The organism is Streptomyces viridochromogenes, assembly GCF_001270495.1.
Classification (GTDB): Bacteria; Actinomycetota; Actinomycetes; order Streptomycetales; family Streptomycetaceae; genus Streptomyces; species Streptomyces viridochromogenes_A.
The window spans coordinates 175748-187428 of record NZ_LGUR01000173.1; the positions used below are offsets into that span (position 1 = coordinate 175748).

Sequence of the window (11681 nt, forward strand, 5' to 3'; positions counted from 1 at the left end):
GGATTGGCCATGGGCAACACATACGGTGACTGGCTCAGGCAGCAGCGCGAGGCGGCGGGGCTGACACACGTGGAGCTGGCCGACCGGGCGTTCATGACGCGTTCGCACATCGCGCATATCGAGGCGGGGCGGCGCGTGCCGTCGAAGGAGGACGCGCGGCGGCTGGATATGGCCCTGGGTGCGGGGGATGTGCTGAGTAGCTTTCTGCCGCAGGGCGACGAAGCGTCGATCGCCGAGTACTTCGAGGCGGTGCTCGTACTCGAACAACAGGCCGTGATGATCCGCGAGTTCGGCCTGGCGTACTTCCCGGGCATCCTCCAGACGAAGAGGTACGCGCGTGCGATTCTGAGTGCGGCGTTCCCTCCGGTGAGTGAAGAGGAATGCGACAGACGCGTTGTCACACGCCTTGAGCGCGCGAGGATCCTGGAAGATCCGGTGACGCCCGTGGTGTGGGTGGTGCTGGACGAGACGGTGCTGCGACGCCCTCTGGCCGGCAGGGACACCATGGCGGAGCAGATCACGCACGTTGCTCGGCTCGCCGAGACTGGACGCATCCGCGTACATGTGCTGCCGTTCGGTGTGGGCCATCATCCGCTGATGCAGAGCATGCTCACGCTGATGTGGTTCGAGGACCAGCCGCCTCTGGCATACAGCGAGGGGGGACAAGATGGGGAAACTGCATGACTCCCCGTCCGTGGTCCGGGAGTTGCAGACTCGGTACGATCTCGCGCTCAGCGACGCACTGCCGCTGAAGGAATCACTCGCCCTGCTCAAGGCCGCTGCGAAGGACTACGGACACCATGACTGACCGAGCCATCCCGAACGCTTCCATACTCAGCGGCTGGCGCAAGTCGTCCCACAGCAACTCCGATGCCGGCAGCTGCCTCGAAGTCCTCGACAACCACCCCTCCGGCGTCCCCGTCCGCGACTCCAAGGTCCCGCACGGCCCGGCGCTGCTCTTCTCCGCTGCCAATTGGTCGGCCTTCGTCACCACCGTCAAGGAATCGCAGACCTGAGCCAGGGACCCCCTTTACGGGGAAGACCGATCCGGCGCTTCTGGCTGTTCACACTGACCACAGAACGGCCAGGCTCCCGGCGGCACCGGCGAGATGGGCGGTACGCCGCCGAATGGCACCGCCAACGGCGGTACGGCCCCCGGCGGTACGGCCCCAGGCGGAACGGACACCGGCAACAGCGGCCGGCCCGGCGGCATGGGCGGCGGCATGGGCGGCCCCGGCGGCGGCATGGGCGGCCCCGGCGGCGGTGGCGGTACGGGCGGCGGCGCGAGCAGCGAGCTCCTCACGTATCTCAAGAAGCACCAGGACGGCGCCAAGTGGCTGCTCGCGGTGTCGAGTTCGCAGGGCGCGGCCCAGCTGATCGTCAGCAGCGGTGAGCCCGTCATCTCCATGCGGGGCTGGTCCGGCAGCGACAAGGCGATGACGCTGGCCAAGCTCAAGGAACTGGTGAAGAACGGCGAGCTGCACTACATCCAGGCGACGTCAGCTCCGCGGTCACGGAGTGGGTGCGGAAGAACGGGACGGTGGTGAAGGAGAGCGAGTACAGCAAGAGTTCGACGTCGGGCTCCTCTTCCTCCTCGCGAAACGACACGTCCTCCTCGCAGAGCAACACGTCGACGGTCCACCGCCTGGACCCGTCGGACGTCAGCTGACACCGACCCGGCTCCCGCGTCACGGCCCCCGACGCCCTGTCGGGGGCCGTTGCACGCTCCCGTTCGGGCTGCAACTCGCGTAGACAAGCCCCGATTTGCCGTTTCCCGTCACCCAATGGACACGCGCAAGCCCTCGACACCACCGCATGTCCATGCCACTCTCCCGTTTGCCGCCTCCATTCAACCCGCGTAGATGGGACACCCCACATGCTGGCGACACGCATACGCCCCCGCTGGAAACCAGTGGCGCTGACGACCGCCGCCGTCCTGGTCGGCCTCATGACCCCGGCGCTCACCGCGGCCCCTGCCGCGGCCACGACGACGGAGTACGACGACACGTACTACGCCGACGCGATCGGCAAGACCGGTACGGCCCTGAAGGAATCGCTGCACACGATCATCAGCGACCAGACGAAGATCTCGTACTCAGCGGTCTGGAACGCGTTGAAGGCCGCCGACCAGGATCCGAACAACAGCAGCAACGTGCTCCTGCTGTACAGCGGCGTCTCCCGCAGCAAGTCCCTCAACGGCGGCAGCACCGGCAACTGGAACCGCGAGCACACGTGGGCCAAGTCCCACGGCGACTTCGGCGAGGTGACCGGTCCCGGCACGGACCTGCACCACCTGCGCGCCTGCGACGTCCAGGTCAACAGCATCCGCGGCAACCTGGACTTCGACAACGGCGGCAGCAGCGTCACCAACGGCGGCGGCAGCCTCGTCGACTCCGACTCCTTCCAGCCGCGCGCCGCGGACAAGGGCGACGTGGCCCGCATGATCCTCTACATGGCCGTGCGCTACGAGGGTGACGACGGCTTCGCCGACCTGGAGCCCAACGAGAAGGTCGGCAACGGCAGCAACCCGTTCATGGGCAAGCTCTCGATCCTCAAGCAGTGGAACGAGCAGGACCCGCCGAGCGCCTTCGAAGAGCGCCGCAACGAGGTCATCTACGACTCCTACCAGCACAACCGCAACCCGTTCATCGACCACCCGGAGTGGGTCGAGGCGATCTGGTAGGCGAGCTGTCGACGTGCCAGGGGCCTCGTCCGGCCCCTGGCGCACCCGGTACCACCTGTGCAGCGGAGTGACCTGCGCCGATGTGATGCTGTTGACCGGCCATGAAGAAGATCAGCGCGCTCGCCGCGTTCACCATGGCAGCCCTCGTCCTCGCCGCCCCGGCCCAGGCCGACGACGGCGACCGGGGCCGTATCAACATCGCCGGCTACACCAGCGCCGGCCTCTGCAGGCAGGCCCTCGCGGTCGTCCCGTGGGCCGTACCGTGGACCGGCCCCGCGGTGGACGACGCCTGCTACAACCGCGACCACGTCGACTACACGCGCGACTAGGCGGTTTCAACGGCCGGGGCCCGCCAAAAGGGGCCCCGGCCGGCGAACCGGACAACCTTGCCGTCAGCCGGTCCCGCGGCGGACACGTCGGCCGCAAGCAGCACACGAAGCCGCGCAGGAGCCCGCTATCGCAGTCTGCGTCCGGCGGTCGACCGGCCCAGCACTCCCAGTCCCGCGGCGAAGCAGCAGCCGGCCAACGCGATGCCGGCGACGTCCCCTGGCGCGAGCCCGAGTACGGCCCACACGCGCGGTGTGCGGTAGGCGTCGTACCCGACGAGCGTCACCATGACCACCCATCCCGCGGCCACCAGCATTCCGACGCCGCTGCCCCACGCGGCCCGGACGCACAAGGCCAGCCCCATCAGGAACAGCGCGTTGCGCCCGGCCGCCACAGCCACCGGCGCGTCCCGGAGCACGGCGGCCAGAGCGGCCGAGCCGACCGCCGTCGCACCGGTGAGCGCGGTCAGGCACCGGTCATAGGTGGCGATGTGCCGAGCCCCCGTGATCTCCGCGGCCTGTGCACCGCTGTCGAGGCAGAGCAGCAGGCCCGCGCAGACCGCGAGTGGAACGAACAGCAGCAGGGGCACCGTGGTGGTCCCCGTGCCGCTCAACGAGGGCAGCCCGACGAGGCGCCCCCCAACCGCGGTGGAAAGCGCCGCGAACACCAGGATCCCAGCCGCCAGGACCGCCGGACGGCGGGCTTTCAGCCACAAGGTCATCGGACGATCGCCTGCGTTTCGGGCGACGGCTCACACTGCTTCAGCAGATTCAGGTTCCGCCGGAACCAGTCCAGTTGCTTCTCTTCGCTCTGCGCACGGACACCGGCCATCGCGGGAAGGGCGTCGGGTCCGTAGTGCTCGGTGACCACGTCGTCGGGCACCCCGCCCGCCAGCAGGAGCCACACGCGCAAGGGCAGGGGATCACCCACGTAGGCGTCCGTGTGGGCGAGGCAGTCGGGCAGGTCGGGCAGGGCCGCCTCGGCGATCTCGGCCCGGGCGTCGTCCTCGGTCAGGTACGGGCTCGCATAGACCCGCCAGGTCTCCGGCCCCACGCGCGTCGCCGTCGAGGCGGTGCTCAGCCGCTGCGGGGCGGGGATGCCGGCGTCGGCAAGCCGGGGCAGTACGGCTGCCGAGGCGCCTTCCAGCTCCGGTAGCACTGAGGCGAGTTCTCTCGGAACGCAGATCTCGGGCTTCTTCCCGGCGCACGCGGGCTGGTCCGTGCGGGCCAGGGCCGGCGCCGACGGCCCCCAGTCGGCGACCAGGTGCTGACCGGCGAGTCCTCCGAGCCCGATACCGAGTACTCCTGCCAAGGCCGCCGCCATCCGGCGTCTGCCGCTCGTGAGTGCCACGAGGAGTCCGGCCGCCGCGATCCCCGCCGCAACGACCGCCGGGGCGATGACCGAGTCCGGATTGATGCGGTCGGTCACCGGCAGACCCGTCTCCAGATGCCCGGTCAGGTGCCGCACCCACATGGTGTCGAAGGTGGGCGGCAACGTCATCCAGAGGTAGTCCAGTACCAGGATCAGCGCTGGGGCCAGGAGTCTCGGCAGGGCGTACCCCACCACGAAGCCGAGCAGCATGTGTGCGGCGAGCACCACTGTGATCATCCCGATCACGGACACGGAGGGCCAGTCCAGGGCCGATCCCATGGAGACACGGACCGTCAGGAACGACCCGGTCACCGCCGCCAGCCCCAGCAGGGCGACAGGAGCCAGCGCCTGTGCGACCACCATGACCTGGGCACGGGCCGCCCCCAGTTGGGCCACCCCGCCTCGCTTCAGCCGTCCTGCTTCCCAAGCAGCACACGCCGCGCATACCGGCGCGATGGCGAACAGGCAGTACGCCGGGATCGAACTCGCCGACTCCCAGTAGGCCGGGACCACTCGCCTGCCCAGGTCGTCGGACATGTACCAGACAAGCAGAAACAATGGTCCTGCGGCCCACGGCACGGACGACGTGCGCACCATTGTCCTGATCAGCATGCCGGCACTCCGCCCACGATGCTGTCGTACGCGCTCTCAGCCCTGCGGCCGGGCGCCGCATCCGCTGAGGCGTGCGCCAGGAACTGCTTCACGGGACCGCTGAACCTGATGGTTCCCGCGTTCAGAACCACGACGTTGTCGTAGATCTCGTCCAGGTCCGCGACGTCGTGGGTGGACAGCACCACGGACACCTCCTCCGGCAGCGCCCCGAGCACCTCGTGGAAGACTCGGCGCTGGCGAGGATCCATTCCGGCCGTCGGCTCGTCGAGCAGGAGTACCTCCGCGCCATGCACCAGTGACTGCGCCACTCCTACCCGGCGCTTCTGACCGCCGGACAGCTCGGACACCTTACGGTCCTGATGGTCTTCCAGTTCGACCCGGCGTAGCGCATCGACCGCCCGACTCCACGCCTCGGCGCGCGACATGCCCTTGAGCCAGCCGACGTAGGCAACCTGCTCGCGGGCGGTCAACCCCGGTACGCAGTCGATCTGCTGGGGCATCCAGGCGACTTTCTGGCGGTACGCCTTGAGGTCTCTGCCGCGCCGCGGCGAGAGCTCCCCGAGACGCACGCTGCCCGAACGCGGCTGCAAGGCCGACGCGGCAAGCCCCAGGACGGTGCTCTTTCCCGCCCCGTTGGGGCCGAGGAAGACGCTTCGCCCCGCTGGAAAGCCGAAGTCCAGGGCCTCGATCACCGTTCGGTTCCGCCGGTACCCGAAGCTGCATCCCTCGAAGCAGACCGACTCTGCACTCATAGTGTTCCCTTGCCAGAGATGGGGGAGCGGCGGGCCCCGGAAGCGATCGCTGTCCAGGGCCCGCCGACTACGCTCGATCAGTACCAGACGTCGACGTCCTTGACCGTCAAGCGGTCCTGCCAGTCGACTCCGTCGATCTTGATAACGGCGAAGCGGTACTCGTCCCCGCCGCCGCGCTGCGCTCCCCAGTTGCCCTTGGAGATGCTGCTGCTCCCGTCGAAGCAGGCGGTGAAGGTCTTCCGCCCCCGGTTCTCGTCCGGCAGCGGGCCGGTCTTGTACTTGGTGAGCTGGATCTCGGTGCTGTTGCTGGAACCGATCGCCGTCGTGCACCCGGTGAACTGGATGACCGTGTCACGGTCGTAGTTGTTGTGCTTGGTCCACCAGCGGGACTGGAATCCAGGGGCCGCGCCGGAAATGCTGCTGTCGAAGTAGCCCTCGGCAAGGGCCGACGGCGCCATGGCAAGCACCAGCGACGCCGCGCAGGACGCAACTACGGCAGCCTTCTGTACTCTGTTTGCAGAACGCAAGGCTCACTCCCAGTGAGACAAAAAGTGTTCACGGGGGGCCCAACAACCCCCCGTAGGCGCGCTCGGGCCCAATCCCGAGCGACGCTGACCTCCCATGGGTCAGATGGGAGGGCAACTCGCCGTGCACAGCGCGCTTCACGCTGTGCACGGCGATCTTGTCTGGATCTTATAGAGAAAGCATGTTCGGATCTATAGGTTTCGTAAACAAACGGTCTTCGTCGGCTGTCAACGCCGGTCTCCGGCAAGCCTGTTGTACGACCGCGCACATCGTCTGACCTGCTGCGATCTCCCGTTGAGGGAACTCGTCACACGGCCGTCCCGCGCTTGAAGATGTCAAGCCGCGACTCTTCCTCCCTCTACTTGAAGGAGGGAAACCGGCCACTGCTGCCGGCACCAGGCCGTTGAGGCGTCACATCGCGAGGTGCGTCGGCGCGAACATCCGCAGTACCGCCGGGAGGACGACCACCGACGGGCCGGAGGTCTGAAGCGCCTTCGCCAGATCCGCCTCCAGCGTCTCCGGGGTCGTACGCACGCCGGGGACGCCGAAGGACTCGGCCAGCGCCACGTAGTCCGGCCGCGTCAGCTCCGTGGCCGTGGCCTCGCCGAAGGCGTCGGTCATGTACTCGCGCAGGATGCCGTAGCCGCCGTCGTCGACGATGAGCCAGGTGACGTTCAGGTCGTACTGCCGGGCCGTCGCCAGCTCGGCGATCGAGTACAGGGCGCCTCCGTCGCCGGACACCGCGAGCACCGGACGGGTCGGGTCCGCGGTGGCCGCGCCGAGGGCCGCCGGGAAGCCGTATCCGAGGCCGCCGGCGCCCTGGGCGGAGTGCATGTGGTTGGGGCCCTTGGCGTCGAAGGCCGACCAGGCCCAGTAGGCGAGGATCGTCATGTCCCAGAAGGACGGGGAGTCGGCCGGCAGGGCCTTGCGGACGGACGCCAACACGTCCTGCTCCAGGGTGAGTTCCTGGGCGGCGATGCGGTCGGCGACCTTCGTGAGGACCTCACGGACGCGCTCCGGCGCCGTCGCGTCCTCCCGCTCCCGCACCGTCTCCAGCAGCGCCTGCAGGGCGAGGCGGGCGTCCGCGTGGATGCCCAGCGCCGGGTGGTTGGACTCCAGCTTGCCGAGGTCCGCCTCGATCTGGATGACCCGGCCGCGCGGCTTGAACGTGTGGTAGTTGGAGGAGAGTTCGCCCAGGCCGGAGCCGACCACTAGGAGTACGTCCGCGTCCTCCAGGAAGTCCGTGGTGTGCCGGTCCTCGATCCAGGACTGGAGGGACAGGGGGTGCGTCCAGGGGAAGGCCCCCTTGCCGCCGGGCGTGGTGACGACCGGCGCCCGGAGCGTCTCCGCCAGCTGGCGGAGCTTCTTCGAGGCGTCCGCGCGGACCACTCCCCCGCCCGCGATGATCGCCGGACGGGTGGCCTGGGACAGCAGGTGGGCGGCCACCGCCGTCAGTTCGGGGCGCGGCGGCAGCTCCTCCGGGAACGCGTCGCCGCCCGTCACCACCGGGATCGACGTCTCGGCCAGCAGCACGTCCTGCGGGATCTCCACCCACACCGGGCCGTGCGGGGCCGTCAGCGCCGACTTCCAGGCCGCCTCGATCGCGGAGGGGATCTGGGAGTGGGCGCGGACCGTGTGGACCGACTTCACCACGCCCCTGAACGACGCCGCCTGGTCCGGGAGTTCGTGCAGGTAGCCGTGGCGGCCCCCGCCGAGCCCCGCCGTCGGGACCTGGCTGCTGATCGCCAGCACGGGGGCCGAGGCCGCGGCCGCCTCCTGGAGCGCGGCCAGCGAGGTCAGCGCTCCCGGGCCGGTCGACAGCAGCAGCGGCGCCGCCTCACCCGTGATCCGGCCGTACGCGTCCGCCGCGAACCCGGCGTTGTTCTCCACCCGCAGCCCGATGTACCGCAGGTCGGACCGCCGTAGCGCGTCGAACATGCCCAGCGCGTGCTGGCCGGGCAGCCCGAAGACGGTGGTCGCGCCGAGCGCGGCCAGCGTCTCCACGACCAGGTCTCCGCCGTTGCGGCCGGCGGGAGGGTTCAGAGCAGCGGCGATCTGCGCCTCCGTCGGGCGGAGCACCAGGTCGTGGTCGTGAGTCACTTCGCTTCCGAGTCCTTCCGGGCCGCCGCGATCTGGCGGGACATGATCGTGGTCAGTTCGTACGCCGTGTGGGACGCGGCCACCGACGTGATCTCGGCGTGATCGTACGCGGGCGCCACCTCGACGACGTCGGCCGATACCAGGTTGCACCCGGCCAGCCCACGCAGGATCTCCAGCAGCTCCCGCGACGTCATGCCGCCCGCCTCCGGCGTCCCCGTACCGGGGGCGTGGGCGGGGTCGAGGCAGTCGATGTCGATGGAGATGTACAGCGGGCGGTCGCCGATGCGCTGGCGCAGCTGGTCGGCGACCTCGTCGGCGCCGCGTCGGTAGACGTCCGCCGACGTGACGATGCCGAAGCCCATCTTCTCGTCGTCCGTGAGGTCCTGCTTGCCGTACAGCGGACCGCGGATGCCGACGTGGGAGAGGGCGGAGGTGTCGAGGATGCCCTCTTCCACCGCGCGCCGGAACGGGGTCCCGTGGGTGTACTCCGCGCCGAAGTAGGTGTCCCAGGTGTCGAGGTGGGCGTCGAAGTGGAGCAGGGCGACCGGGCCGTGCTTCTTGGCGACCGAGCGCAGCAGCGGCAGCGCGATGGTGTGGTCGCCGCCCAGCGTCATCAGGCGGGCGCCCGTGCCGAGCAGGTCGTCGGCGGCGGCCTCGACGGTCTCCACGGCCTCGTTGATGTTGAAGGGGTTCACGGCGATGTCGCCACCGTCCGCCACCTGGGCCAGGGCGAACGGCGACGCGTCCTGCGCCGGGTTGTACGGGCGCAGCAGCCGGGACGCCTCGCGGATCGCGTTGCCGCCGAAGCGGGCGCCCGGCCGGTACGAGACCCCCGAGTCGAACGGCACGCCGACCACGGCGACATCGGCGCGACCGACCTCGTCGAGGCGCGGGAGCCGGGCGAAGGTCGCGGGTCCGGCGTACCGCGGGATGCGGGAGGAGTCGACGGGGCCGCGGGGCGTCTCGTTGCCAGTCATTGTGAAATGCCTTCTTTCTTACGCTTCGTCGCGTATGTACATCTACCTGAGACTCTACTGGGGAGTCGGCACCGGTTCGGACACGAGTTCGGGAGCCCGCCCCGCGAGGCGCTCACGCCAGGCGGCGAGTACGGCCGCGTCGGTCGGCCTCGTCATCAAGGAGACGGCGACGTACGCGGCGAGGGAAGACAGCAGGCCGTAGTACACGGGTTCGTTGGCGAGGATGCCGTGGGTCGCCATCAGGCCGATGACGGCGAGACCGCCGACCACGACGGAGGCGAGCGCGCCCTGGGCCGTGCCCCGCTTCCACAGCAGCCCGCCGAGGATCGGCACGAGCAGCCCGCCGACGAGCAGGTTGTAGGCGACGGTCAGCGCCTCGACGACGTTGTTGAGCGCGATGGCCGTGCAGATCACGGCGACGCCCATGATCAGGATGAAGGCGCGGTTGCCCTTCACCTCGTCGTGCGCGTCGTGCCCGTCCGCGGTGCGGCTGACCACGCCCCGCAGCCGCGACCAGATGTCGTTGTTGGCGACGGTCGCGCAGGCGATGAGCGCGCCCGAGGAGGTGGACATCACCGCGGCGAGGGCGGCGGCCAGCACCAACCCCCGTACACCGACCGGGAGTTCGTCCTTGACGATGGTCGCGAAGGCGTCGTCCGCGCTGCCGAGCCTGGGGTAGAGCACCTTGGCCGCCGTGCCGATGACGGCACCCGCGAGGGCGTAGACGAGACAGTAGGTGCCGGCGACGGTGCCGCCCCACTTGGCCGTCTTGTCGCTGCGGGCGGTGAACACGCGCTGCCAGATGTCCTGCCCGATGAGCATGCCGAAGGTGTAGATCAGGACATAGGTGAAGATCGTCTCGCCGCCGATGCCCAGCGGGTCGAAGTACTCGGTCGGCAGCTGCGCCTTCATCTCGCTGAACCCGCCGGCCTTGACGACGGCGATGGGGAGCAGGAGCAGCAGCACACCGATCGTCTTCACCACGAACTGGACCATGTCCGTCAGGGTGATCGACCACATGCCGCCGAGCGTCGAGTAGGCGACGACGATCGAGCCGCCGAGGACGATCGCGACGGTGCGGTTCATGTCGAAGAGGACGTCGAAGATCGTGGCGTACGCGATGGTCGACGTGACGGCGAGCATGAGGGTGTACGCCCACATGACGACGCCGGAGATGACCCCGGCCCGGCCGCCGTAGCGCAGGTCGAGCATCTCGGAGACGGTGTAGACCTTCAGGCGGGCGATGCGGGCGGAGAAGAAGACGGAGAGGGCGAGGAGTCCGAGGCCGATGGTGAACACCATCCAGGCACCGGAGAGCCCGTACTGGTAGCCGAGCCCGACGCCGCCGATGGTGGACGCGCCGCCGAGGACGATCGCGGCCATGGTGCCGGAGTACATGGTCGGGCCGAGCCGGCGCCCGGCGACCAGGAACTCGCTCTTGGACTTGGCGCGGCGCATGCCCCACCAGCCCATGGCCAGCATGCCGGCCAGATAGACGACGATCACTGTGTAGTCGACGGCCACGGGGACCTCCCTCAATCGAACGCTCGAGTCGGCGGGGGGGTGACAGACGTCGACACTAGGTGGCCGGAAAGCGACTGCGAAGTGTACGTTTCATCCATCCGCGGTTGCGCGACTGGAGGAAACATCCACATGCCGGACCCGGCCGTCCCGCCCACCCCACCCGTACCGCTCTCGGCGCTCCTGGCCCGCGAGGACCTCGGCCTGCGCCAGGTCGCCGGCCCGCCGATCGCGGGCACGGGCACCGACACAGGCACCGACACAGTCATCCACTGGGCGCACACCTCGGAAATGGCCGACCCCTATCCGTATCTGCTGGGCGGCGAGCTGCTGCTGACGGCCGGGGTGCACATCCCGGAGGCGGCGGGTTCGGGGACGTACTTCGACGACTACGTGTCGAGGATCGTGGCGGCGGGCGGGGCGGCGCTCGGCTTCGGGCTCGCCCCCGTCCACGACACGGTGCCGCGCGCGCTGGTCGCCGCCTGCGACGCGTACGGCCTCCCGCTCCTGGAGGTCCCGCCCCGGACGACCTTCTCGGGCGTGGCCCGCGCGGTCTGGCAGCTCATGGCCCGGGCCCGCCACGCCGAACTGCGCCGCGTGGCGGAGGCCCAGCAGAGCCTGGCCGCGGCGGCCTCCCGCCCGGATCCGGTACGGGCGGTACTGCGGCAGCTGGCCCAGCGGACGGGGGGCTGGGCGGTGCTGTACGGCCCGGACGGGTCGGTGGCCGGGGAGGCGGGGCGGGGGCCGGGGGGGGCGGGGAGGGGGGCGTTTTCCCAGGTCGCGGGGGGCTGACGGGCCCCGGGGCCGGGGGGG

10 protein-coding genes and 3 pseudogenes are annotated in these 11681 nt (G+C 69.7%); 6 read left to right on the forward strand and 7 right to left on the reverse strand.

What is annotated here, in order from left to right; translation table 11 throughout:
* Window positions 1-9: 9 nt before the first annotated feature.
* The 5 genes and pseudogenes from ADK36_RS17920 (at window position 10) to ADK36_RS17940 (ending at window position 3012) form a co-directional block, all read left to right on the forward strand.
* Window positions 10-808 (forward strand): annotated as a pseudogene (locus tag ADK36_RS17920) (helix-turn-helix domain-containing protein).
* Window positions 801-1016, forward strand: coding sequence for a DUF397 domain-containing protein (locus ADK36_RS17925; protein WP_053198238.1), 216 nt, complete (start codon window positions 801-803; stop codon window positions 1014-1016). The pseudogene ADK36_RS17920 and the gene ADK36_RS17925 overlap by 8 nt, the downstream one beginning before the upstream one ends.
* Window positions 1017-1076: 60 nt before the next feature.
* Window positions 1077-1669 (forward strand): annotated as a pseudogene (locus tag ADK36_RS47975) (hypothetical protein); the annotation flags it as partial.
* Between the two features lie 207 nt (window positions 1670-1876).
* The gene (locus tag ADK36_RS17935; RefSeq protein ID WP_053198242.1) at window positions 1877-2683 is read left to right on the forward strand and encodes an endonuclease I family protein; all 807 of its coding nucleotides are present in this window, start codon (window positions 1877-1879) and stop codon (window positions 2681-2683) included.
* A gap of 101 nt (window positions 2684-2784) precedes the next feature.
* Entirely contained in the window at window positions 2785-3012 is a 228-nt protein-coding gene (locus ADK36_RS17940) for a hypothetical protein (protein ID WP_048584003.1), read from the forward strand.
* 125 nt (window positions 3013-3137) lie between these two features.
* Here ADK36_RS17940 and ADK36_RS17945 read toward each other — a convergent pair whose 3' ends face one another.
* The 7 genes from ADK36_RS17945 to ADK36_RS17975 all read right to left on the reverse strand — a co-directional run bounded on the left by ADK36_RS17945 (window position 3138) and on the right by ADK36_RS17975 (window position 10871).
* Entirely contained in the window at window positions 3138-3731 is a 594-nt protein-coding gene (locus tag ADK36_RS17945; RefSeq protein ID WP_048584004.1) for a hypothetical protein, read from the reverse strand.
* On the reverse strand, window positions 3728-4918 hold the full coding sequence (locus ADK36_RS17950; protein WP_159029230.1) for a DUF7224 domain-containing protein: 1191 nt from the start codon (window positions 4916-4918) through the stop codon (window positions 3728-3730). The genes ADK36_RS17945 and ADK36_RS17950 overlap by 4 nt, the downstream gene beginning before the upstream one ends.
* Before the next feature lie 68 nt (window positions 4919-4986).
* Complete coding sequence (locus ADK36_RS17955) at window positions 4987-5685, reverse strand: ABC transporter ATP-binding protein (RefSeq protein ID WP_234329795.1); 699 nt, start codon at window positions 5683-5685, stop codon at window positions 4987-4989.
* Window positions 5686-5822: 137 nt separating this feature from the next.
* The gene (locus ADK36_RS17960) at window positions 5823-6203 is read right to left on the reverse strand and encodes a hypothetical protein (RefSeq protein WP_048584007.1); all 381 of its coding nucleotides are present in this window, start codon (window positions 6201-6203) and stop codon (window positions 5823-5825) included.
* Window positions 6204-6681: 478 nt separating this feature from the next.
* Window positions 6682-8370: a thiamine pyrophosphate-binding protein gene (locus tag ADK36_RS17965; RefSeq protein WP_048584008.1), complete on the reverse strand. Its 1689-nt coding sequence runs from the start codon at window positions 8368-8370 to the stop codon at window positions 6682-6684.
* Complete coding sequence (gene speB / locus ADK36_RS17970; protein WP_048584009.1) at window positions 8367-9347, reverse strand: agmatinase; 981 nt, start codon at window positions 9345-9347, stop codon at window positions 8367-8369. Before speB ends, ADK36_RS17965 begins: the two co-directional genes overlap by 4 nt.
* Before the next feature lie 54 nt (window positions 9348-9401).
* Window positions 9402-10871, reverse strand: a complete 1470-nt coding sequence (locus ADK36_RS17975; protein ID WP_048584010.1) for a sodium:solute symporter — start codon at window positions 10869-10871, stop codon at window positions 9402-9404.
* A 129-nt stretch (window positions 10872-11000) separates the two neighbouring features.
* Here ADK36_RS17975 and ADK36_RS17980 point away from each other — a divergent pair.
* Window positions 11001-11654: pseudogene (locus tag ADK36_RS17980) on the forward strand (PucR family transcriptional regulator ligand-binding domain-containing protein); the annotation flags it as partial.
* Window positions 11655-11681 lie beyond the last annotated feature (27 nt).